The sequence below is a fragment of the Vibrio sp. GLN_1 genome, assembly GCF_043106015.1.
Taxonomy (GTDB): domain Bacteria; phylum Pseudomonadota; class Gammaproteobacteria; order Enterobacterales; family Vibrionaceae; genus Vibrio; species Vibrio parahaemolyticus.
In genome coordinates, this window is the sequence record NZ_JBICMD010000035.1 from 411,392 (window position 1) to 434,314 (window position 22,923).

Here is a 22,923-nt window from a genome sequence, read left to right on the forward strand (position 1 = left end):
ATTGAAGATTAAATAAATGACTGAATCTTTTGCTCAACTCTTTGAAGAGTTTCTAAACGAAACAGAATTCCAACAAGGCAGCATCGTTAAAGGTACTGTAGTAGCTATCGAGAACGGTTTCGTTCTTGTTGACGCTGGTCTTAAGTCTGAATCTGCTATCCCTGCTGAACAGTTCAAGAACGCTGCTGGCGAACTTGAAGTTGAAGTTGGCGCTGAAGTAGACGTAGCTCTAGACGCTGTTGAAGATGGTTTCGGTGAAACTCAACTTTCTCGTGAGAAAGCTAAGCGTCACGAAGCTTGGATCGTTCTTGAGAAAGCTTACGAAGAAGCTGAAACTGTTGTTGGTATCATCAACGGTAAAGTTAAAGGCGGTTTCACTGTTGAACTAAACGGTATCCGTGCTTTCCTTCCTGGCTCTCTAGTAGACGTACGTCCAATCCGCGACACTGCTCACCTAGAAAACAAAGAGCTAGAGTTCAAAGTTATCAAACTTGACCAAAAACGTAACAACGTAGTTGTTTCACGTCGTGCTGTTATCGAATCTGAAAACAGCGTTGAGCGTGACGAGCTTCTAGAAACTCTACAAGAAGGTTCTGAAGTTAAAGGTATCGTTAAGAACCTTACTGACTACGGTGCGTTCGTTGACCTAGGTGGCGTTGACGGTCTTCTACATATCACAGATATGGCTTGGAAGCGCGTTAAGCACCCATCTGAAATCGTTAACGTTGGTGACGAGATCCAAGTTAAAGTTCTTAAGTTCGATCGTGAGCGTACTCGCGTATCACTAGGTCTTAAGCAACTAGGCGAAGATCCATGGGTAGCAATCGCTAAGCGTTACCCAGAAGGTCACAAACTAACTGGTCGCGTAACTAACCTAACTGACTACGGCTGCTTCGTTGAAATCGAAGAAGGCGTTGAAGGTCTAGTACACGTTTCTGAAATGGATTGGACTAACAAGAACATCCACCCTTCTAAAGTTGTTAATGTTGGCGACGAAGTTGAGGTTATGGTTCTTGAAATCGACGAAGAACGTCGTCGTATCTCTCTAGGTCTGAAACAGTGTAAAGCTAACCCATGGCAGTCATTCGCTGAAGCACAAGCTAAAGGCGACAAAGTTACTGGTAAGATCAAGTCAATCACTGACTTCGGTATCTTCATCGGTCTAGAAGGCGGCATCGATGGTCTAGTTCACCTATCTGACATTTCTTGGAATGTTGCTGGCGAAGAAGCTGTACGTGAGTACAAGAAAGGCGACGAGATCTCTGCAGTTGTTCTAGCAGTAGACGCTGAGCGTGAGCGTATCTCTCTAGGCATCAAGCAAATGGAAAACGACCCATTCAATGCTTACGTTGCTGACAACAAGAAAGGTACTCTAGTTAACGCTACTGTAACTGCAGTTGACGCTAAAGGTGCTACTGTTGAAATCGCAGAAGGCGTTGAAGGTTACATCCGTGCTTCTGAAGTATCTCGCGATCGCGTAGAAGATGCTTCTCTAATCCTAAGCGCTGGTGATGTTGTTGAAGCTAAGTTCACAGGTGTAGACCGTAAGAACCGCGTAATCAACCTATCTATCAAAGCTAAAGACGAAGCTGAAGAGCAAGAAGCAATGGCATCTATCAACAAGCAAGACGAAGCTGCTTTTGGTAATGCAATGGCTGACGCTTTCAAAGCTGCTAAAGGCGAATAATATACTCGCTTAAGCTAAAAAGGAGCCGCAAGGCTCCTTTTTTATGTTCAAAGTAGTAATACTAATGCTGGTAAACTATCTTAATAAAAGGCATTTCATCATTACGCAATTTGCGTAAATTTTGTCTAGAATTGTTAGCAAGTGTTTGTTGGAATTAGTATTACTTACTATAATGAGTGATAAAGATACTCAAAGAGGGCAACTATGACTAAGTCTGAACTGATTGAAAGACTCTGCGCTGAGCAAACACATTTATCAGCGAAAGAGGTAGAGGATGCTGTAAAAGATATTTTAGAGCACATGGCCTCTACACTAGAGAGCGGTGATCGTATCGAGATCCGTGGCTTTGGTAGTTTTTCTCTTCATTACCGTGAGCCTCGCGTCGGTCGTAACCCTAAAACGGGCGACAAAGTGGAATTGGAAGGTAAATACGTTCCACATTTCAAACCTGGTAAAGAGCTTCGTGAGCGTGTGAATCTAGGCTAACGCACTCTTATTGGATTAAAAAAGCGGCATACTTTTGTGTATGCCGCTTTTTTGTAATATCGCTTACGAAAATTCAATTAGGTTATTTCATACGCAAGTTGTGATACCCAAATAACTTTAACTTCTAGGGTGTGTCTACAAACCCAGCATCTTGAGGTTACTTGGGTATAGATTATTGCTAATATACGTAGTCTGAAGAAGCATTTTCCTGCATAATCTTATCTACTTACTCCTCGAAGGGTGATGTAAAATGAAAATTATAAAAATCGTTGCTGTTTTAGTTCTCTTTTTAGTTGCACTGGCTTTAGGCTCACAAAACCAAGAACTTGTGACCTTTAATTACCTTGTAGCGAAAGGAGAATTCCATTTATCAACGCTATTGGGCGTGGTATTTGTGGTTGGTTTTGCTGTAGCTTGGGTTATCTTCGCTAGCATTCAACTAAAAACTCAGCTTCAAGTTCGACGTCTTAAAAAGAAACTGAAAAAGTACGAGCCGGCTGAAGCAGAAAAAACTGCAAAGCCAGCCATTGAAAAACAGGCATAAGGATAAGGCTTAACTTTAATGCTTGAACTACTCTTCTTGTTGTTGCCGATAGCGGCTGCGTATGGCTGGTACATGGGGCATCGCAGCGCTCAGCAAGACAAGCAGAAGCAATCTCATCAAATTTCCCGTCAGTATATGGCGGGTCTGAACTTACTGCTCTCTGATCAATCAGATAAAGCCGTAGACCACTTTATTGAATTGCTCCAAGTTGATAACGAAACGATTGATACTCACTTAGCGCTGGGTAATCTTTTCCGTTCTCGTGGTGAAGTCGACCGTGCTATTCGTATCCACCAAAATCTCATTTCTCGTTCTGGTTTGACTCTAGATCAGAAAAACCTAGCCCTGCAGCAGTTAGCGAAAGACTATATGGTGTCGGGCTTTTTAGACCGAGCTGAAAAAATCTTCGAACAACTAGTTGAAGAGCCTGATTACAAAGAGGCGGCGCTCCAACAGTTAGTCACTATTTACCAGCAAACGCGTGAATGGGAAAAAGCGATTCATTACGCCAATCAGCTAGCTAAAATGGGTAATCAGCGTAGTCGTATGCGTACAAATATTGCGCATTTTTGGTGTGAAATTGCCATGCTAGACCAAGCTGATGGCAATTCGAATAAAGCTATCCAGCATTTCAAAAAAGCACTTTCCGAAGATCCAAAATGTGTTCGAGCAAGTATTTCGCTCGGCCGGATTTACTTGGAGTCAGAAGACTACAAACAAACCATTAAGTATCTAACGGGTGTATTGGAGCAAGACAAAGACTTTGTGAGCGATGTTTTGCCGACAATTGCTGAGTGCTATCACCATCTCGGGCAAGAAGATGAACTGGTCGAGTTTTTACGCGCCTGCATTGATAAAAAGGCAGGGGTGTCAGCGGAGTTGATGCTGGCTCAGTTAGTCGCTCACCATGAAAGCGTCGGCGCTGCCCAAGAATTGCTGACGAAACAGCTACTGAAAAATCCAACCATGAAGGGCTTTTATCGCCTGATTGACTACCACATTGCAGAGGCTGAAGACGGTCGCGCAAAAGACAGTTTATCTACATTACAAGCGATGGTTGGAGAACAATTAAAAGTAAAACCGCACTACCGATGCAGGAAGTGTGGCTTCTCTACTCATTCCCTTTATTGGCATTGCCCTTCCTGTAAAGGGTGGGGGACGATCAAGCCAATCCGCGGATTGGATGGTGAATAGTTTTAATGCAGCTGGCAGAGTTTCTGTCCGCTGCTTTTTTTTAACCTTATGTCTAACAAGTAAAAGAACCAAAAATAATTAGGAGATGAAATGATCGACCAAAAAGTTATTGTCGCACTGGATTATGATAACCAAGCTGATGCGCTAGCGTTTGTAGATAGAATTGATCCTGCGTCATGTCGCCTAAAAGTCGGCAAGGAAATGTTTACGCTATTTGGTCCTGATTTCGTACGTGAACTCCACAAACGTGGTTTTTCTGTATTCCTGGATTTGAAATTTCATGATATCCCGAACACCTGTTCAAAAGCGGTACGCGCTGCTGCTGAGTTAGGTGTATGGATGGTGAACGTTCATGCAAGCGGTGGTGAACGTATGATGACAGCATCACGTGAGATTCTTGAGCCATATGGTAAAGACCGTCCACTTCTGATTGGTGTAACGGTACTGACTAGCATGGAACAAAGTGACTTGGCAGGTATTGGTCTGAATGTCGAACCGCAAGAGCAAGTGATTCGTCTAGCGACATTGACTAAGAACTCAGGTCTCGATGGTGTAGTGTGCTCTGCGCAAGAATCTTCACTACTTAAAAATGAGCTAGGTAAAGAGTTTAAACTTATCACTCCAGGAATTCGTCCTGCTGGTTCTGAGCAAGGCGACCAACGTCGTATTATGACGCCAGTTGATGCTATTCAAGCGGGTTCTGACTACCTTGTTATTGGTCGTCCGATCACTCAGGCGACGGACCCTGCTGCCGTATTGAAATCTATCAACGACAGTTTAGCTAGCAAGTAATAACATTCGAGCATTAAATGGATAAAGGTGAGGCTAGGATGCCTCACCTTTTTTCTTTCTCAGAACAACGAATTACCCGATGAGAACAAAGGTTCTACGGATTATTCTTAGTCCTGCAGGGGAATGCACTATATCGATCACACTTTAATAACATAATTGATAATGATAAGCCGAAAATGCAACCATGTGCTGTAGATGGCTTGCGTTACAAATAGGTAACGAATACTATGTCGAAGATGCATTCACTGCGTTGTAAGGTCTAGGATGATCTGGTGAAACTCTTTGAAATCAATATAGAAGTCGGCAGGATGTCGCTTTCATATTATGCTCCTACTATTTCCTATCTGCGTACTGTCGCGTCCGCAGCCTATCGTGAGCTTCACACTCGTCTTCCTTGTACTGACCTTAGTGCGCAAACACAACAAGGAAGAAATATGACCAAAAAAATGCCATTTTCAGTTTTGGCTGCACTGACTGCTGTCAGTTTTCAACTGCATGCAGCTGAGTTGCCTGCTGATATCGAGTGGGTTTCAAATAATAATGAGCCGTTATTTGCTTCGGAAGAAGCCGTTTATGGTGGAACTTACCGCACTTACATCGAAAGTTTTCCGCAGACATTACGCAGTGTTGGTCCGGATGCTAACTCTGGATTGCGTCAATATTTGATGGATGGCACGCCCAAAATGGCTCAACGTCACCCAAATACGGGTAAGTGGATTCCTCAATTGGCTAAGTCATGGGCATTTGGTGAAGATAATAAAACGGTTTATTTTAAGCTTGATGACACCGCTAAATGGTCTGATGGTGAGAAGATCACGGCCGATGATTATGTCTTCATGATGCAGTACTACACCTCAAAAGACATTATTGACCCTTGGTACAATGACTTTTTTACCAACAGCATTGTTAGCGTGGAAAAAATTGATGATTACACCATCCGTGTTAATTTAGCGGTTGCACAGAGTCATGATTCTCTGATGGTCATGATTAATATGCCAAGCAATGGCTTCCAACCTCGTCCAAAACACTTTTTCAAAGGTGAGAAGGATGAAAACAACGATGGCATGCCGGATAACTTTGTACGTAAATTCAACTTCAAAGCTGAACCAACGGCAGCACCATACTACCTAGATAAGGTTAAAAAAGGGAAAAGTGTTACCTTTAAGCATGTTGGTGAAGATTGGTGGGGCTACAACAATCGTTACTACAAGAACCGTTATAACGTAGAGAAAGTCCGTATCACAGTTATTCGCGATCCTGACATTGCGATGAAGCACTTCGAAAAAGGTAATCTCGATTACTTTGAAATGGTGCTACCAAGCTTTTGGCACGATAAAACGAACACTGATGTTTACAAAAAAGGTTATATCCAAAAGTATTGGGGATTCAACCAATCACCACAAGGCGCTGGTGGCGTATGGATGAATACGGCAATGCCTTTGTTGGATAATCTTGAAGTGCGCAAAGGCATCATGGCTGCAACAGATTTTGATGGCATGATAGAGAACATCATGCGTGGTGACTACTCACGTAAGCCACATGGTTTGGGCTTTGGTCATGGTGAGTATGACGATCCAAACAACACACCGCCAAAGTTTGATGTCGATGCTGCGGTTAAGCATTTCGAAAAAGCAGGTTTTGATACTTTAGGTTCAGATGGTATTCGCGTAAACGACAAAGGCCAACGTTTAAGCTTTGCGATTACGTACGGTTACAACTCATGGACACCTCGTATTGCATACTTAAAAGAGCAAGCGAAGCTGGCAGGTCTAGAGTTCACATTGAACTTGGTCGATGGTTCATCTGCGTTTAAGTACATTCTAGAGAAGAAGCACCAGCTGGCATTCCTGAACATGGGATCTGGTGAGATTCCAGCTTACTGGGAGTACTTGCATTCTGACAATGCGAACAAGCCGCAAACCAATGCTCACACCAACTACAGTAGCCCAGAACTCGATAAGTTGATCGAAGCGTATGATGCTGAGTTTGATCAGAATAAACGTTATGAGCTGTCGCACCAGATTCAAGAATACGTAAAAGAAGCAAATATTATTGTTCCTGGGTACATGGTGCCTTACTCACGTGTAGCACATTGGCGTTGGGTTAAAATTCCAAAAGATGGCATGACTAAAGCAACGGAATGGGTTCTGCACCCAATGGATATCGGTAACTTCTGGATTGATGAATCCGTTAAGAAAGAGACTGAAAAAGCCATGAAGAGCGGTAAAGCCTTCCCAGAAGTCACCGTGATTGATGATCGCTACAAGCTGTAATCGTTACTGACTAAGATAGAAAGAAAGCCCCACCATATGAGTGGGGCTTTTTGTTTGTGGATTATGCTGCGTTAGCTAACTAAGTAAGACGCCTCTAATAGGTAAGTTTTTACATCACCTAGGGGCGAAAACGCTTTGTCGATCGTTTTAAATCGTTCATCAATAGAATCACAGGCGATGATTTGACTGAATGTTTCGATTGATAACGCTTCATTTGTTTTGAAAAACTGATGGACATTTTCCAACTGAACTTTATGAACGTTTTCGACTTTAGTTAGTGCATTCGTTAGATCTGAAATATTAATCGACATTGCTACTTAATGACCTTATCTACAGGCTTTGCTGAGCCATAGGACGTGGGCTTTATATTTGGCGGTAGAGTATCACTAACCTGTGGAGCACAGACTGATGGAGATCAATTTGTGCAGTTCGTACCAGTGTCAAACGCTTTGAGGTAGAGGTGAGCTAGCAGAAAGTCTAAGCATCTAATGCTTGGATGGCGATATTATGCTTAATGTAAAACCGAAGTAAGTATTTTTATTCTTTATCAAATGTAGATTATGAATGGAAATAATTGAGTTTTCATTAAATAAATATGAAATATAAATAACGTAATAAAAATACTCTTTCTAATTAACTTCACTATTAAGATGGATGTTTTTCTTCGTTTTTCATAATAATCTAGATCAAAATCACAGCATCATTAAATTCAATATAACCAAGAAGTGGCGCTAGTTAATTAGCTTTACATATCAATAAATTACTACTATTTTTGTTGTATGCGTCTTATGGTGTTAATTTATGAAGTACTTAGTTACAGGTGCGGCAGGTTTTATTGGTAGTGCAACTATTAGAAAACTAAACTCATTAGGATATGAGGTTATAGGTATTGATAATATCAATGACTATTATGATGTTGAGTTAAAGTATGCAAGATTAAATTTTATAAAAAATCCATTATTTCGATTCTTTAATATGGATGTATCAAATAAAAATGAAATAGAACGTTTATTTGAGAAAGAAAAGTTTGACAGAGTTATCCATCTTGCCGCACAGGCTGGTGTTAGATATTCACTTGTAAACCCACATTGTTACGCTGAATCGAATTTAAGTGGATTTTTAAACGTCTTAGAAGCTTGTCGTAAAAGCCATATCAAGCATTTCATATATGCATCTTCCAGCTCCGTTTACGGCTTAAACAAGAAAGTGCCTTTCTCTACATCGGATAATGTTGATCACCCCGTTTCTTTATATGCAGCGACTAAAAAATCTAATGAATTGATGGCGCATAGTTATTCTCATCTCTATCAACTTCCTACAACAGGCTTGCGTTTTTTTACTGTGTATGGTTCTTGGGGACGTCCAGATATGGCGCCTTTTATCTTTACTGAGAAAATAATTAACGGTCAGTCTATTGATATTAATAATAATGGCGATATGTGGAGGGACTTTACCCATATTAATGACATTGTCGAAGGGATAGTCAGAATTTCTGATGTCATACCAAGAATTAATCAGCGATGGCAGTTTGAAAATAGTACTCCAGCGGATAGTTCTGCTCCTTATTCTATTTACAATATTGGTTATGGTTCACCGATTTGTTTGATGGATTTTATCAAAGCAATAGAAAATGAACTCGGAATAGAAGCAAAGAAAAATTATCGAGAGATGCAGCCAGGAGATGTATACCAAACCTATGCTGATACAACAGCTTTCTATCAAGCCACTGGTTATCGGCCGTCAGTTTCCGTAGAAGAAGGTATTGCCGAGTTTGTCGCTTGGTACCGGAATTTTTATAACAAGTAAAAGATTTGTCATTCAGAACTTTCAAGGTCGAGAGTTCACATAAGGTTAGAGCTATGTTACCGAGTATATCAGTCGTTATTCCTGCAAAAAATGAACAAGGAAATATCGGGAAGTTAGTGAAAGAAATTCATGCCAGTTTAGAAGCATACCCTAACGTCGAAATTGTCATTACGGACGACGGTAGTACCGATGATACGGTGCAAGAGGCACTTGAAGCTGCTAAAGAATGTGGGTGTGACCTGCAAGTGGTTAGCCACGAACAGAGTTGCGGTCAAAGCACAGCAGTGTTAACTGCCGTCAAACATGCAAAAGGCGAGTGGATTGTTACCTCCGATGCTGATGGGCAGAACGATCCGTCGGATATGCCTAAGATGCTTGAGCTTGCTGCTAAAGTCAGCAATCCGAATTTTTGCATCGCGGGTTATCGAGCAAAAAGGTTAGATACAGCTTGGGTTAGGTTTCAATCGAAGGTGGCGAACAAAGTGCGCCATGCATTACTAGGTGATGGTGTTCCAGATTCTGGTTGTGGACTTAAAGTCATCCCTAAATCGACTTATCTGCGCTTGCCGTATTTTGATCATATGCATCGGTTTTTGCCTGCACTCATCAAAGCGATGGGCGGGGAAATCGTCGTTCACCCAGTCGCGCACCGAGACAGAGAAGCAGGTACTTCCAATTACAATGCATGGAACCGTGCTTGGGTAGGGATTGTTGATATGTTTGGTGTGATCTGGTTACAAAAGCGCACGAAAAATCCGATGATCAAAGCTGTCAGCATTGCCAATGAAAATGCTAAACAATGAAATGGTTAAAGCTTGCACTTCTTATACTTGCTGGGGTTTTGTTAGCAAATCAGCTCGATAATCCCGTTTTATCTCACCTCACAGATAAGAACTGGCTGGTTGGCTACATTCAAAAAAACGGGGCTTTAGGGCATGTGGTCATCTTCACATTCAGTGTGGTGTTTTTGTCGTTGAGTGGGCCAAAGCAAGCCATCGCATTGGTATTCGGCTATTTATACCACGTCCAATTAGGCGTGCTTATCACCTTATTTGCTTGTGTTTTTGGGGCGACATTTAACTACGCCTGCGCGCGCTTTCTCATCGGAAATTGGCTATATCGACGGTTCCCGAAAAAAATGACGCGTTTTAATTCATTTGCGAGTCGTAAGCCGTTTTACAAAATCCTTTTGCTACGTTTGTTTCCGATTGGGAATAACGTCGTGACCAACGTTTTATCGGGTAGTGTCCGAGTGCCGTTCTTTGCCTTTATCTCCGCCAGTCTGTTGGGATACTTGCCTCAAATTATCATCTTCGCATTGATGGGCGCTGGTATTCATTCATCGAGTAATACAATGATATATCTCAGTATTTTCTTTGGTATCGTTAGCGCGGTACTCACAGGGTTTCTCTATCGAGATCATATTAAAAGTCGTGTTGAATTATTGAATATGGAAGAGGAAGTATGAGCTTAGTGACGTCCAAGTGTCGACAAGTTTGGCAAAGTGATGACTATTATCAAACCCTATGGTTTTTGTTGTTCCTCGCCTTCATCATTATTTTTTCGGGGATAGGGTTACGCGACCCGTGGCCTGCCGATGAACCACGCTTTGTCGAAGTTGCTCGAGAGATGGTGCAATCGGGAAACTGGTTTTTTCCTACCAGAGGGGGAGAGCTCTATCCCGATAAACCGCCAGTATTTATGTGGTCAATGGCGGCTTTTTATTGGTTGACCGGCAGCCTAAAAGCAACGTTCATGTTACCTAATGCGATTGTCAGCCTAATTGCTTTGGTGTGCTGTTACGATATTTCCGCAAAGCTGTGGAATGTCAAAACTGCTCGAAATGTGGGCTTTCTACTATTGCTTGCTCCACAATTTATTATTCAAGCAAAAGCGGCGCAAATTGATGCGATGGTAGCCGCGTGGATCACCATCTCCATGTATGGGCTGTTGCGACACTTCTATATTAAGACCAACTGGGTTTGGTATTGCTTGGCTTGGGTGTTTATGGGGCTTGGCATTATTACAAAAGGTGTTGGATTTCTTCCCGCGTTGTTTTTGATACCCGTTTTGTTTTTGCATTTTTCTGGCAGACACCGTTTTGAAGATGCGGTTTCGTGGAAGCTATTACTGGGCCCAGTGTTCATGCTTTTGACCATTGCATGTTGGTTTGTGCCTATGGTTTCGATTGTAGAGATCAGTCATAACCCTGATTTTGCTGCTTACAGAGACAACATCTTGTTTAAACAAACGGGTGAGCGTTATGCGAACTCTTGGGGACACATTCAGCCATGGTATTACTTTATTGTCAGTGTGATTCCCGTTATGTGGTTCCCGCTGTACTTGGTGTTTTTCAATAAGAAGTGTTGGCAACAACTACGATTATCACCTGCGTTATTAAGTTTGTTCGCTTGGGTTGTGCTTGTTATCGCTTTCTTTAGTCTGAGCCCGGGTAAGCGAGGTGTTTACATATTGCCAGCGCTTCCAATGCTTGCTGTTATTGCGGGTTATGCGTTAACGAACCAAGCTTGGCCTAAATGGACCGACAAATTACTTAAAGCTATCGTGTTGATTTTGAGCGTAGTTTTGTTTTCTGCCGCTGTTGTTGCAGGTCTAGAGGTTAAATCCGTCACGAAGCATTTAGGTGAGTACGATTCTATATTCCCTTACGTCGTATTCTTTCTTGTTGCCGCAGCGATTTGGGTTGGCGCATTTTTTAAAACGCGCACGGTACAGGCTCGATATACCTTTTGGGTGGCTCTTGCGCTGACTTGGGTCTGGTATAGCGTTGCGGGATATACATTGCTTAACCCAGTTCGCACGCCGGCTAAAGAGATCATGTCAGAAGCACAAAAAGCAATCGGTAAAGATGGTGAGTTAGGACTGACGCTATTTAAAGAGCAACTTTTGCTGTTTTCACCTGTGTCGGTAACACATTTTAGCTATTTATCAGATCACAAAGAGCAAGAGCGCAATGCTTGGTTGTGGCTACAAGAAAAGCCGAATCGGTATATCTTGACCCAAGGTGGGAATGAGATGGAATGTTTCGATGCCAACAAAGCGAAAAAACTAGGGGAAGCCCACCGCCGAGATTGGATTTTATTTGATGCCGAGAGTGCACTTGAATCCTGTCAGCCGCCAAGAAGCATCAAACGATATGAGCTACATATCGATAAGCCATATTCTTAATCTCTTGAGCCGCTAAACATACATAAACAAGAAAGGGGAGCGTGATGCTCCCCTCTATTATCTGATGACTTTCGTATCTGATGTCTATTTACTATAGCTGCGCAGCTATATCGTCGGTTAGTTGGTTCAAACCTGCCGACAGTGCATCAACCAGAGCGTCGTAGCCTTCATCTTGCAATGGCATCAATATTTTTATTTGCGAGCTGCGAACGACGTTGCCGCTTGCATCGATGAGTAACCATTCACCTTCAATCTCTGCATTACCTTGGTAGCTACCATTAAACTTGTTCAAACTAAGTTGAAGCTTGGATTCTCCACTTTGATCCAGAAGATTATTCATTTCAACTGGCCAATAGTCGCTTTGTTTTTGGCGTAGCTCAGCCACAATACGTTGGGTAATTTGCTCAGAAATACTTTGAGCCCACTGGTGGCGTTTGGCTTGAACAATCTGAGTATTTGATGTGCGATACACAATACTATTGTCATTCAGGTAGCTAGCGAGTTGAGCCGGACGAATCACCAGTAAAGGGCGTTCTGCAACGCTCATCTGGTTAGACGTTTTTGTCTCAGCTTTAGGTAGGAGATACAGCGCCCCCGTTGCTTCTGGTGCGCTGCTGCATCCTGTCAATCCGGTTATAAGTGCTGTCGCTAATAAAAATACACGTTTCATTATTGTTGCCCTCTAACAGGAATTGGATCCTTCACTTCATCTTCTCCAAATACTAATGAGTTTGGTTTTTCATTTAGCTGTTTTAAAACAGGTTTGAATTCCGTCATCACCTTCTCTAGCTCTTTCAATGTCGATTCCATCTCACTGTACATTGTCGAGTTAGGGCCGTATCCATCCAGCGTTTTTTGCAGTTGCTGCAAGCTTTGGCGAATATCTGCAGGGATCTCTTGTGTGTCTTTTTGGCTTAAGAGCTTATCAATGCTATTCGCCACTTTTTCTGCGGACGCCAAGGTGCGCTCAGACGTTTTCAACGTTGCATTCAGAGACGTTAATGTATCTTCCATTGGCAAGTTATTGAGTTTGTTTAAGAAGTCATTTACTTGGCGTTGAACCTGTGCAAAGCCACCTCGCATTGTAGGGAAGACGTCTAGCCCTTCATACGTGTTTGCTTCATATGGTGTATCGTCTGGATAAAAATCCGCGTCAATGTACAGTGCACCAGTCAACAAATTCCCGGTTTTTAGTGTGCCGCGAAGCCCTTTTGCAAACTCGTCTTTTAGTTTCTCTTTGAACATTTCCATCGAGTGGGACTCAACATCACCGTATACACGGCCAAGCTCAATACGGACTAACACCGGAATTCTCTTAGCCGAGAAATGCTCTTCTGGAGTTGGAAGACGCATAGGCACTCTCATTACTGTACCAATGCGTAGGCCTCGGTATTCAACCGGAGCTTTGCGTTTTAGGCCACGAACGGACTCTTCGAATAGCATTACGAATTCGATGTATTCGTCGTACATGCCTTCGCGTACTTGTTTAACATCATCGTACAAACGGAAGTTCGTCATGTCTTTGGTAAGAGCTTCGCCTGACTCCATTCCAGGAATGCTATCAAAGGTGACGCCACCAGTAAGAAGGCTTTCAAGCGAGCCAAATTTCACTTCAAATCCTTCCGCATTCAATTGTAGATCGAGGCCTGAATTGAGCCAGAATTTGGTGCGAGTGCGCACTAAACTGTCGTAAGGCTTAAAGATGAAAAGTTGGTAAAGAGCACGGCGTGTATCTACGTCAAAGCTGGTTTTCTCTACTCGCCCAACCGTAAAGCCTTTATAAATAACCGGGTCACCCACACCAAGCTTACCTGCTTCACGGTGAGTCAAGACAATGCGCAGACCTTCTGCGTCAGGCGAAGCGACAGGTGGCACATCCAGAACTGCGAAATGATCTTTTTCGACCTCAGAACTGCCCGGTTGCAATTGAATGTAAGCACCGGAGAGAAGGGTTTCCAAACCAGAGACGCCATCACGGCCAATGCGCGGCTTCACCACCCAAAACATGGTGTCATCTCGCAGCATGCGCTCTGCGTCCTTATTCATCTGCGCTTTGGCGATGATATGATCGTAGTTCTCACTGAGTGTGACTTCAGTGATCAGTCCCACTTTTACATTCAGTGCGCGGATTTCTGTCTTGCCGACTTCAATCCCATCCGCAGTTGGCAGCTGTAAAGTAATTTGTGGGCCAGTACTGTTGATGTATTGGAACAGCATCCACGCTCCCATGGCTAGCGCAAGGATCGGAACAATCCAAATAGCAGAAATCTGCTTTTGCGGTTTTATTTGAGCGGTTGCGTTGTTCTCATCACTCATATTTGGCTTTCTCAGTTAGGTTATTAGTCATCGGCTCTTGCACTTCGCTCTGTGGTAGTTGCCACAACAAACGGGAGTCAAAAATCATCGCAGAGAGCATGGTGAAAATGACCACTGCGGCAAAAGATAATGCAGCAGGGCCGGGGTAAATTGCCATTAAGTTTTGCAACTGAACCAGTGCAACCAAAATGGCGACAACAAAAATATCGATCATTGACCAACGGCCAATGAATTCGGTTAATCGGTATATCTTTAAGCGCGAAATGCTCTCTTCAGGAGGAAGGTATTGAGCCTTTTGCGCATTGTAATACAACCACGCCAACGCCAACATTTTCGCCATCGGGATAAACACACTCGCGAAGAAAATCACCATGGCGATAGGGTAGGAGCCTAAATGCCACAGCAAGATGACGCCTTCCATTATGGTTGAACCTTCTGAGTGCCCAAGACTGACGGTGTACATCATAGGGTAGAGGTTTGCTGGGATATAAAAAATCACCGAGGCAAACAACAATGCCCACGCTTTTTGTAGGTTCTCGCTAGGGTTGTATTCGTGAAGTCGACTGTAACAGCGAATACAGCGCTGATGTTTTTTATCCTCGATGGGATTGAGTTGGTGGCAAGTGTGGCAACCGATGTGATTGTGGTTGTGGTGAGTGTCACCTTCTTTGACGCTTGGTAACTCGATTGCCGGAATAAAGTGCCCCCACAGCCAGCTTTTATCGACCATCGAAATGCATTTCACTACCAATATCGTGTATACACAAAACGCCCAAAACGAGCTGCCCATACCGATGTCGGCCAGAGACGCAATTTTAATTAAGCTCACCAATACGCCAATTAAAAACACATCGACCATTAACCACGGTTCAACTCGAAACAGAATTCGGCAAAGTATTTTGGCCAAACGCTGCTGCTTTTTAGACGGCGGATGGTTGCGAACTTTTAACGCCTCAAGGTGCAGAAAAAGGATCAAACCCACATAGATAGCTGGCAAAACGACGACCGTCGCGAGCAGAAGCGCACCAAGAAGAGCGTTTTGAAATTCAGCCAGCATTTTGGCTGCGTGAAGTAGAGTGATCTCTTGCGACAACCCTTGCACGCTGAATGACATGAATGGGAAAGAGATACTGAGCACCAGCATGATCAAACACGCAGACGATACCGCAATCACGCTTTGATAAGGCTTGGCGTTAATTTTTGTTAGTGAATGCGAACATCGAGGGCATTGAGCTTTTTGCCCTTGATCGATCTCCGGAATGCGGACGACAAGGCCACATTCTTCGCAAGAAATTAACTGACGTGAATTAGGTTGAATACTCATTGGGTAGGTTTTGAATTCATTTGTCCTAAGAATACTCTGTTTTCACTAGACACGCTTGTGTTGATTCAGGAGTTTACGAGTTTCTTACTTTTGCAATCGCCGTCCCCGTGCTGCTAAAACATGCCAAGCGACGCTGAAAAGTATGCAACATTTTACTGCTAGGGTTTGAGATTGGGAAGTCGTTACCGTATAGAAGTGGTTTGAGTGAAGCAAATGAAATGGTGATTTTTGGGATGAGGGAGGGAAAGAACCTGCCCAAGCATAGGGCAGGAATGTATATAAGGATGTAGCTATACGGAAAGCTCTAACGTTGCGACTCAACAGTTCCGCTTGCAAATGCGTTTTCACCTATTTGCTTACCGTTTAGTGTTTTGCCGTAGTAACCTTGGTGCTGGTGGTATTTTTCAGAATTTGCGGTGACGCTGCCTTTAAATCGAGGATCTTGTGGGCGTTCGTGACTATTGATGTACGCAGCAACGTCCCACGCTTCTTGCTCAGTCAGTTGCACACTTTTTCCAAGTGGCATGTTCTCATAAATAAAATAGGCCGCAGTGTTAATGCGGTGCATACCCGCGCCCCAGTTATACGCAAATTCGCCCCAAAGCGGAGGAATGTATGAATGGCCGTCGGTGCCTTTGATACCCGAGCCGTCGGCGCGATGACAAGTCTCGCAGTTCTTTTCATAGACTAAAGCCCCTCGCTCTGGTGATGGTTCTTGCTTCGGTGCGGCGATTTTTGGGTAGCCACGTCCTGCTAGGTTGCCGCGCTCTTTAACCGGTAATGCTTGAGCGATAGCATCTGGCAAAGGGAAGTCTTGCGTTTTACCACCCACTTGGAGAGCTTTAATGTCTAGCTCTGGCACCGCTTCATCGCTCATACCATAACTATCGAGTAATCCACCCATTGCCAACCAATAAGCGTAAGCGCTGAGGGCAACAATTTCGGGTGAGTCGTAAGCGGGGGCTTTGCCGTTCATGGAGTATTCGAAGCAACCTTGAATACGGTCTGCGTAGCTGTTTACGCGATCGTTTTTCTTGCGATAAGCCGGATAGGCCATGTACGCCGCCCACAGCGGTGCTGCATTGGCTTTTCGTCCTGCTTCCATATGGCAGTTCACACAGTTTTGCTCATTGCCAACGTATTTGCCGCGCATCTGTTGCGAGTTAACAAAGAGCGAGTAACCACGTTTTACTTGATCACCAAATGCGGTGTTTGGAATTTTACTCAGATCGCGAGGCTGCAAATATTCACTGTTATTCTCTTTTTTCACAGCTGGCAGTTCAGTTTGACGATCCGGCAGTGGCTCGTTGGCCAAAGTAGCAGCAGAGATGAGAGGTAATGCGAACAAAGAATAGAAACGTTTCATGTCTGCTCCTAGTAACGTAATGAGGCAAAGTAGTAGGAAAGGTTTTCAATCTCTTCGTCAGTGAGATTTTTCGCGATAGTGCCCATCATATTGAGCGGGTCACCACTGCGAGTGCCGTTTTTCCATGCCATCAATTGCGTTTTTAAGTAATCAGCATGTTGGCTTGCGAGGCGAGGGAATTTGTCGACGCCCATTCCGCTGGCTCCATGACAAGTCGCGCAAGCTGGAATGTTTCTATCCCAATCACCTTGGAAGATCAATTTACGATACGGGTTACGAATGTCGGCTTGGTCGCCGCGTTGCTCTGGGTTAGTGAACTCGTAGCTTGGAAGATTAGCAAAGTAATCCATGACTTCTTTACGAACGGCAGGATCGCTAAGCTCTTTCGCCATGCCTTGCATGACTACGTTTTGTCGTTCGCCACTAAGGAAGAGCTCTATTTGGGTGTTGAGATAATTCGCGTTCAGACCAGCAATCATAGGCGCAATGTTTGGTTGACCCATGCCATCTTGGCCGTGACAACCGCTGCACACGCTGGCTTTTTCAGGAATAGACGAGGCGCTTGCGCCCATTGTGGTTGCCAGCAAACAGGCCGTCACCACAGGTAGTATTTTTGACATGCTGACTCACTTTAATTGTTATTAATATCTCCAAGTGTCTACTGTGATAGTGACTTGGATGCTGTATTGTCGGCTTTGTCAATAACTAAAGGTATTGTGGATTTCCACATATTTAGAGGATGTGAAGAGCTGCTAAATGGCAGCTCTTCAGGTTTGGTTGTCTACTAAGCTTTGCGGATTTTGGCTGGTAATGCTTGGCGAGCAGCGGCTCCTACCACCCAATCTAACAACACGCCTTTCCCTTCTCGGGTTGGGTCAATTAATCCGATGTCGTTAATGTTGACTCCATCTTGGCTGCGAGTTTTTACTGGTTGCTGTTTATCGCCGATCCAGTGCGAGCGTTGTCCTAGCTCGGTATGACCAAACCCATGTTCAAATCCGAGTGTGCCAGGGCGAATTCCGCTGACTATCATCGCAAGTGCTTTGGTGCTTGCAGATGGAGTCTCGATAACAAACTCATCACCCGTTTTAATGCCTGCGCGTTCGGCATCGATTGGATGGATGTACACTGGGTTTACGCCTTTTATCGAGTTCAACCTTGGCGATAGGTTGGACACCGCACTGTGAATGTTGGATTTAAAGTTAGTCAGGCTGAAAGGCCATTCTGAGCTTGGGAACTGTTCTTCCATTGGTGTGCCATCGGCCAGCTTTTGTGGATACCATGTTGGGCAACCGGTGTAGAAATCACCGGTCATGGTGTTTCTTGCGCTGCCGACACGTTCATTCCATATCGCAACTGGTCGTGTCCATTTGTGCTTCATTTGCTCACCTTGATACGCTTCGGTTGCATTTTCAAAGCGTCCACCGCGAGCAAAAATAAACGCCACACGTTTCATCTCATCCGCTGTCAGCGTCTTCTGCATGGCTGGCATTAAACGCTCTAGGCCTGACCACGCAATGTCTTCTGCCGAAACTTCAGGCACGCCGCCTTTCACATACGCCAAGTTTGCCGCGGAACGTAAGTAGAAATCTTCAGCGCTGTGGAGAGCGTGCCAATTCCCTTGCGCATCTTGAATCGCGTTGTCACCAAAGCCGCCTAGTTGCATTTTCTTGGCGACATCAATCAAAAAGTTTTCTAAGCAAATCGAACGACCATCGGCGGTTTTCTCTGTTCGCGCTTCCACAATCGGCCAACGAGCGGTGACGGTTTTCACCGGAACATCGTGCCAAGGCGTTGCCATGCCCCAGCTTTCGTAAGTAACGGTGTCCGGCACAATGTAATCCGACAACGCGGTGGTTTCGTTAATGAATGCATCAACAGACACAATCAAACCGAGCTGCTTTGGATCTTTAAGCTTGTCTTCCAGCAGTGTTTTCAAACCGGGTACACCATACATCGGGTTCGCCATGTGGTTGATCCACGCTTTAACGCGATATGGATAACCATCAATAGCCGCAGATAGGTGTTCTGTCAGCAGTGGCGCTGCAAACGGATACCAAGGTGCGCGAGTTGGGTAAGGGGATTTTCCTGCCTCAACGCGACGTTTGTATTCGCTGGTTTTGTGGTATGGGAATTTACTGCGCGATAAAAAGACGCCTTTCGGGCCGACTTTGCCAGCAAATTTGGTGAAGTCGTAACGAGGACCCGCGGCGGAAGTTGGGTAGCCACCCGCTTTGGCCATCGCGCCGCCTTTCATATTGATATTACCAATCAACGCATTGAGCATCATGATGGTAAACGAGTTATAGAACCCATTGGTGTGCATGTTGCCACCGTGGGTATCGACCACCGCTTTTGTGCCGTAGCTGGTGAAGCGTTTCGCTAGTTCTGCGATTTGCTCAACAGGGATCTCACATTGTTGGCTGTAGAACGCAAGGCTGTATTTAAACGCCTCTTCTTTGAGCCTTTGTAGAGACGATTTTACTCGTACTTCGCCTGATGCAAGCGAAACCGTTTTATCGACAAACAGTGCCGCTGCTCCTGTCTGGGTATGCACACCAAATTCGCCGCTTTGATCATCCACGATGACGTACGGGTCGGAATCAGACAACGCTTCGCCCTCGAATGGCAGAGTCAGATCCGATGCGCGTAAAAACGTGCCGTTTCTCGGGTGCTGCTCATCGCTTATCACGAGATGTGTAGCATTACACCAGTGCGCGGTGCCTGCTCGTTTCATCGCGTTTGCCCCCGGCTGCGCCAAGAAGGTTTTGTTGTAGCGTTGATTTTCGATAATCCATTGGATCATGCCAAGCACGAGGGCAGAGTCGGTGCCCGGTTTGATTGGTATCCAGCGGTTATTGTCACCTGCTGCCAAGCTCGATGAACCCGCCGGCAAACTTGGTGTGATGATGGTGTATTCCAAGCTGCCTTCTGTTCGCGCATTGGCGAGTTGGCGCGCCTGACGCTTAAAAGGGTTACCCGCTTGAGCTGGCGACATACCGATGAAGATGATGTATTCCGCATTATCAAAGTCTGGCTTTAAGTGTGCGTTCTTATCTAAATCGTTCATAAATGCGCCGCTGCCAGCACGAAATGCATAGCCGCAGTAAGAGCCATGATGCCCAAAGTTACGCGTACCATAGCTGTTGAACGCGAAGCGTTTGAATATGTCGTCTCGGCCTTCGTTACCTGCGTTGGTCATTAACAATTGGTTGGCTTTCGGTCCATATTCTGGGTTTTCAGGATCAACGGGCGTTGTTAAATCGCGAATATCGCGTAAGCCATCAACATGGCCTTCACCAAATAAATCACCACCTTCAACGACTTCTTTTATCAATTGCTCGTAGCTGATCGGAATCCATTTTCCTTCGCCGCGTTTGCCAACTCGTTTCAGCGGCTGAGTAATGCGGTACGGGCTGTTGCGAATTTCTAGCATCCCGTTTCCTCTTGCACAGGCGGTCGAACGGCCGTCAAGGCCCGCTTCTCCTGCCAAACTCAAATAAGCATCTTTGAGTGGCGTTTCGAAAGGAATGTGTTGCTGATGAGACAGCGGGTGATATGGGTTGCCACTGATACGCAAGATCTCGTCATTGCGGTTATCAATGCGTACACGCAATCCGCACAGTGACCAGCAACCAAAACACATCGATGGTGCAACACGCTGGTTTGGATTTGGGATCAGATTACCTTGGTCATTAACGGCGTATTCTGGTTCGAGGGAATTGCCGTGGTGAATATCGCGGGTCTTTTGCCCAGCAGTGCCTTCCAGCGCACCTTCTACCATGTGCTTGGTTGTGGTGGCGTAACCTGCAGCAAATGCGCCAAGCCCACCGACTGCAAGGCCTGATTTCAAAAACTGACGGCGTTTGTTATCCATAATGAAATCCTCTTGATTAGCGTTCAGTTAAGGTGAGTGATGATGCGTTTGCTTCGATACTTTGTTTTGGCTGAACCAGCTCTGAGCCGAGCAGTGCCAGTGCAAGCCATAATCCGAGCATGCCGATAATGCCTATCCAGCCATTTCCATCCATAGTGAGTTGGTATGGATACAGCCCTGCGTCGAACTTGGCGATGGTTTGCACTTCCATGATGGTGAACCAGCGAATCAGCCACGCGCTTGCCAGTGCGGCAGCAGACACAAAACCGAGCCCTATGACGTGACGAAACCTGGCGGATGCGGACTTTTGGGTATCGCGTAAGAAGATGAAGGCGAGCAAAACACAACCTAAAACGACAAAAGTGAGCAAGGCAATGTTGTGCATCCATTGTTCGCTAGAATAGAGCGAAAATGCGGAATTGTTGGATGCCCAAATGGGTAGGAGAATCAGCGTCAGAACGCCGCTCGTTACCAGTGACTTTTTGAGTAAATTGTTATCACCAGAAGTGAGAGTTTTCGATTGGCTAGGCAGCAGTAACCAAATCAGCAGAGAAAATCCGACAGCGCCCATAAATGCAGTGACAAACCAAAGAATTGGTGACGCGGGTTGGTGCCATAACGAGCGCGATTGAACGACTGCAATTTCAGCTCCAGTATAAAGGGCGATGGTTAAGCCTGATAACACGGTGATTGCAGATATTGTGAGCATCACTTTGCGAGAAATAGCCCATTCACCAAGCGACAACTTAGATAACAGAGGTAGTACTTTTCCCGGTTGATTTCGCAGTGCGATAAGATCCTGACGCAGATACAGCCATGCTGTCGCAACCGCCAGCGCAGAAAAAACAGGCAGGAACAGCGAGCCTAGAGACATCCATGACCACGGCGTGATGTGCGCGTAAAAATGCCAAGCTCGTCCCGGCTGGTGAAGGTCGCCAGTTAACGCCAACGGGCCTACGATAGCGCCGATGGCCATCGTTAGCACCAGCGCGGCGCGTAACCGATGACTGGTGTGTTGCTCAAATAACAGTGCGATTAGGAACAAAATAGCGGCAGCGTAAGCAGAACCGATGTAAAAGAAGTACTGCACCGCCCACGGGAGCCAAGCCATTGCTTGAGGTTGGACTAACACTTCGGTGATGTTCATGCGCGCTCTCCTTGTGGGTCGTAAATAGCTGGCTGCCCGTCGATGTGGCTGGTGAAGCGTTCATCCATGCCGATGTAAAACACGTGAGGCTTGGTACCTTCATTGGGTTTCAGCACTTTGATGTCGTCCTGATGTTCTGTGATTAAGCGGCGAATCTCGCTTGTTGGATCATTCAAATCACCAATCACGCGAGCGCCGCCCACGCAAGTTTCCACACAAGCGGGTAACAAACCTTGTTCTAAGCGGTGTGCACAGAAGGTGCATTTGTCAGCGGTGAGCGTGTCTTCATTGATAAAACGCGCATCGTAAGGGCAGGCTTGTACACAGTACGCACACGCTACGCAGCGACTGTTATCCACCATGACGATGCCATCTTCTCGCTGAAAGGTTGCTTGAACGGGACAAACGGCTACGCACGGCGGGTTATCGCAATGATTACAAAGTCGAGGCAGCATAAAAGCCTTCGCTTCTTGTGTGGTTGTGGAACCGTCATCGAGCGTGACTTCGTATTGTTTCACTGTGGTTCGAAACTGACCGATTGGCGCTTGGTTTTCAATGCTGCAACCTACGGTGCACGCTTGGCAGCCGACGCATTTACGTAAATCGATCACCATGGCGTAACGTTTTCCGACTTGTCCTTTTCGGTCGGCGGATTGGTTATTGCGAATAACATTGCCCGCGGTTGCGGTGCCAATACCTGCAATGGGGATCAACGCGGCACCCGCTGTAATGGCGCTAAGAAAGCGACGTTTGGTGGAATCCATAACTCACCTGCTGTTAGTTGAATTTGAACTGACTGATTCCATTGTGAGAAATGCGCTGCGACGTCGATATAGTGGATTTCCACATACCCAGATCAAAGTTGATCTAAAACAAATGTGGTTTACGGAAGGTAGCTGTTATTCTTGCTTCATTATTTTCG

The 22,923-nt window shown here is 45.1% G+C and carries 19 protein-coding genes; 10 read left to right on the forward strand and 9 right to left on the reverse strand.

Features of this window, described 5'->3' with window-relative positions:
• Positions 1 to 16: 16 nt before the first annotated feature.
• The 6 genes from rpsA to ACF8OV_RS17070 all read left to right on the forward strand — a co-directional run bounded on the left by rpsA (position 17) and on the right by ACF8OV_RS17070 (position 6,976).
• A complete protein-coding gene (rpsA, locus tag ACF8OV_RS17045; RefSeq protein ID WP_005494602.1) occupies positions 17 to 1,687 on the forward strand; it encodes a 30S ribosomal protein S1 in 1,671 nt (556 codons plus the stop codon).
• 204 nt (positions 1,688 to 1,891) lie between these two features.
• On the forward strand, positions 1,892 to 2,173 hold the full coding sequence (gene ihfB / locus ACF8OV_RS17050; RefSeq protein ID WP_005491075.1) for an integration host factor subunit beta: 282 nt from the start codon (positions 1,892 to 1,894) through the stop codon (positions 2,171 to 2,173).
• 250 nt (positions 2,174 to 2,423) lie between these two features.
• On the forward strand, positions 2,424 to 2,717 hold the full coding sequence (locus ACF8OV_RS17055; RefSeq protein ID WP_025634541.1) for a lipopolysaccharide assembly protein LapA domain-containing protein: 294 nt from the start codon (positions 2,424 to 2,426) through the stop codon (positions 2,715 to 2,717).
• A gap of 18 nt (positions 2,718 to 2,735) precedes the next feature.
• Entirely contained in the window at positions 2,736 to 3,911 is a 1,176-nt protein-coding gene (gene lapB, locus ACF8OV_RS17060; protein ID WP_005481625.1) for a lipopolysaccharide assembly protein LapB, read from the forward strand.
• 90 nt (positions 3,912 to 4,001) lie between these two features.
• Positions 4,002 to 4,703, forward strand: a complete 702-nt coding sequence (pyrF, locus tag ACF8OV_RS17065) for an orotidine-5'-phosphate decarboxylase (RefSeq protein WP_025502055.1) — start codon at positions 4,002 to 4,004, stop codon at positions 4,701 to 4,703.
• 434 nt (positions 4,704 to 5,137) lie between these two features.
• A complete protein-coding gene (locus ACF8OV_RS17070; RefSeq protein WP_015297021.1) occupies positions 5,138 to 6,976 on the forward strand; it encodes an extracellular solute-binding protein in 1,839 nt (612 codons plus the stop codon).
• Positions 6,977 to 7,047: 71 nt separating this feature from the next.
• Here ACF8OV_RS17070 and ACF8OV_RS17075 read toward each other — a convergent pair whose 3' ends face one another.
• Positions 7,048 to 7,287, reverse strand: a complete 240-nt coding sequence (locus ACF8OV_RS17075) for a hypothetical protein (RefSeq protein WP_015297020.1) — start codon at positions 7,285 to 7,287, stop codon at positions 7,048 to 7,050.
• A 490-nt stretch (positions 7,288 to 7,777) separates the two neighbouring features.
• Here ACF8OV_RS17075 and ACF8OV_RS17080 point away from each other — a divergent pair, with 490 nt between their 5' ends.
• From ACF8OV_RS17080 to ACF8OV_RS17095, 4 genes are read left to right on the forward strand one after another with little or no spacing between them, the layout of a single operon-like run.
• Entirely contained in the window at positions 7,778 to 8,782 is a 1,005-nt protein-coding gene (locus ACF8OV_RS17080) for an NAD-dependent epimerase (RefSeq protein ID WP_015297019.1), read from the forward strand.
• Positions 8,783 to 8,835: 53 nt separating this feature from the next.
• On the forward strand, positions 8,836 to 9,585 hold the full coding sequence (locus ACF8OV_RS17085; protein WP_015297018.1) for a glycosyltransferase family 2 protein: 750 nt from the start codon (positions 8,836 to 8,838) through the stop codon (positions 9,583 to 9,585).
• Positions 9,582 to 10,250, forward strand: coding sequence for a TVP38/TMEM64 family protein (locus tag ACF8OV_RS17090; protein ID WP_005494615.1), 669 nt, complete (start codon positions 9,582 to 9,584; stop codon positions 10,248 to 10,250). The genes ACF8OV_RS17085 and ACF8OV_RS17090 overlap by 4 nt, the downstream gene beginning before the upstream one ends.
• Complete coding sequence (locus ACF8OV_RS17095; protein ID WP_015297017.1) at positions 10,247 to 11,971, forward strand: glycosyltransferase family 39 protein; 1,725 nt, start codon at positions 10,247 to 10,249, stop codon at positions 11,969 to 11,971. The genes ACF8OV_RS17090 and ACF8OV_RS17095 overlap by 4 nt, the downstream gene beginning before the upstream one ends.
• A 91-nt stretch (positions 11,972 to 12,062) precedes the next feature.
• Here the strand turns inward: ACF8OV_RS17095 and ACF8OV_RS17100 are convergent, their stop codons facing one another.
• The 8 genes from ACF8OV_RS17100 to dsrO form a co-directional block, all read right to left on the reverse strand.
• A complete protein-coding gene (locus ACF8OV_RS17100) occupies positions 12,063 to 12,641 on the reverse strand; it encodes a membrane integrity-associated transporter subunit PqiC (RefSeq protein ID WP_005494618.1) in 579 nt (192 codons plus the stop codon).
• Positions 12,641 to 14,287 (reverse strand): intermembrane transport protein PqiB, encoded by a 1,647-nt coding sequence (pqiB, locus tag ACF8OV_RS17105; protein WP_005457973.1) that lies wholly within the window; start codon positions 14,285 to 14,287, stop codon positions 12,641 to 12,643. Before pqiB ends, ACF8OV_RS17100 begins: the two co-directional genes overlap by 1 nt.
• A complete protein-coding gene (locus ACF8OV_RS17110) occupies positions 14,280 to 15,611 on the reverse strand; it encodes a paraquat-inducible protein A (protein ID WP_015297014.1) in 1,332 nt (443 codons plus the stop codon). The genes pqiB and ACF8OV_RS17110 overlap by 8 nt, the downstream gene beginning before the upstream one ends.
• Positions 15,612 to 15,915: 304 nt before the next feature.
• Entirely contained in the window at positions 15,916 to 16,977 is a 1,062-nt protein-coding gene (locus ACF8OV_RS17115) for a c-type cytochrome (protein WP_203504747.1), read from the reverse strand.
• An 8-nt stretch (positions 16,978 to 16,985) separates the two neighbouring features.
• On the reverse strand, positions 16,986 to 17,549 hold the full coding sequence (locus ACF8OV_RS17120) for a cytochrome c (RefSeq protein ID WP_180766580.1): 564 nt from the start codon (positions 17,547 to 17,549) through the stop codon (positions 16,986 to 16,988).
• Between the two features lie 212 nt (positions 17,550 to 17,761).
• A complete protein-coding gene (locus ACF8OV_RS17125) occupies positions 17,762 to 20,854 on the reverse strand; it encodes a tetrathionate reductase subunit A (RefSeq protein WP_203504745.1) in 3,093 nt (1,030 codons plus the stop codon).
• 16 nt (positions 20,855 to 20,870) lie between these two features.
• Positions 20,871 to 22,001: an NrfD/PsrC family molybdoenzyme membrane anchor subunit gene (gene nrfD / locus ACF8OV_RS17130; protein WP_203504737.1), complete on the reverse strand. Its 1,131-nt coding sequence runs from the start codon at positions 21,999 to 22,001 to the stop codon at positions 20,871 to 20,873.
• Positions 21,998 to 22,765, reverse strand: coding sequence for a sulfate reduction electron transfer complex DsrMKJOP subunit DsrO (dsrO, locus tag ACF8OV_RS17135; RefSeq protein WP_025793114.1), 768 nt, complete (start codon positions 22,763 to 22,765; stop codon positions 21,998 to 22,000). The genes nrfD and dsrO overlap by 4 nt, the downstream gene beginning before the upstream one ends.
• Positions 22,766 to 22,923 lie beyond the last annotated feature (158 nt).

Excerpts from the sequence above, each read along its gene's own strand:
- lapB (WP_005481625.1), top strand. The coding sequence starts at position 2,736 with ATGCTTGAACTACTCTTCTTGTTGTTGCCGATAGCGGCTGCGTATGGC.
- ACF8OV_RS17085 (WP_015297018.1), top strand. The coding sequence starts at position 8,836 with ATGTTACCGAGTATATCAGTCGTTATTCCTGCAAAAAATGAACAAGGA.
- pqiB (WP_005457973.1), bottom strand. The coding sequence starts at position 14,287 with ATGAGTGATGAGAACAACGCAACCGCTCAAATAAAACCGCAAAAGCAG.
- ACF8OV_RS17080 (WP_015297019.1), top strand. The coding sequence starts at position 7,778 with ATGAAGTACTTAGTTACAGGTGCGGCAGGTTTTATTGGTAGTGCAACT.
- ACF8OV_RS17100 (WP_005494618.1), bottom strand. The coding sequence starts at position 12,641 with ATGAAACGTGTATTTTTATTAGCGACAGCACTTATAACCGGATTGACA.
- dsrO (WP_025793114.1), bottom strand. The coding sequence starts at position 22,765 with ATGGATTCCACCAAACGTCGCTTTCTTAGCGCCATTACAGCGGGTGCC.
- ihfB (WP_005491075.1), top strand. The coding sequence starts at position 1,892 with ATGACTAAGTCTGAACTGATTGAAAGACTCTGCGCTGAGCAAACACAT.
- ACF8OV_RS17115 (WP_203504747.1), bottom strand. The coding sequence starts at position 16,977 with ATGAAACGTTTCTATTCTTTGTTCGCATTACCTCTCATCTCTGCTGCT.
- ACF8OV_RS17095 (WP_015297017.1), top strand. The coding sequence starts at position 10,247 with ATGAGCTTAGTGACGTCCAAGTGTCGACAAGTTTGGCAAAGTGATGAC.
- ACF8OV_RS17120 (WP_180766580.1), bottom strand. The coding sequence starts at position 17,549 with ATGGGCGCAAGCGCCTCGTCTATTCCTGAAAAAGCCAGCGTGTGCAGC.
- ACF8OV_RS17125 (WP_203504745.1), bottom strand. The coding sequence starts at position 20,854 with ATGGATAACAAACGCCGTCAGTTTTTGAAATCAGGCCTTGCAGTCGGT.
- ACF8OV_RS17090 (WP_005494615.1), top strand. The coding sequence starts at position 9,582 with ATGAAATGGTTAAAGCTTGCACTTCTTATACTTGCTGGGGTTTTGTTA.
- rpsA (WP_005494602.1), top strand. The coding sequence starts at position 17 with ATGACTGAATCTTTTGCTCAACTCTTTGAAGAGTTTCTAAACGAAACA.
- pyrF (WP_025502055.1), top strand. The coding sequence starts at position 4,002 with ATGATCGACCAAAAAGTTATTGTCGCACTGGATTATGATAACCAAGCT.
- ACF8OV_RS17055 (WP_025634541.1), top strand. The coding sequence starts at position 2,424 with ATGAAAATTATAAAAATCGTTGCTGTTTTAGTTCTCTTTTTAGTTGCA.
- ACF8OV_RS17070 (WP_015297021.1), top strand. The coding sequence starts at position 5,138 with ATGACCAAAAAAATGCCATTTTCAGTTTTGGCTGCACTGACTGCTGTC.
- nrfD (WP_203504737.1), bottom strand. The coding sequence starts at position 22,001 with ATGAACATCACCGAAGTGTTAGTCCAACCTCAAGCAATGGCTTGGCTC.
- ACF8OV_RS17075 (WP_015297020.1), bottom strand. The coding sequence starts at position 7,287 with ATGTCGATTAATATTTCAGATCTAACGAATGCACTAACTAAAGTCGAA.
- ACF8OV_RS17110 (WP_015297014.1), bottom strand. The coding sequence starts at position 15,611 with ATGAGTATTCAACCTAATTCACGTCAGTTAATTTCTTGCGAAGAATGT.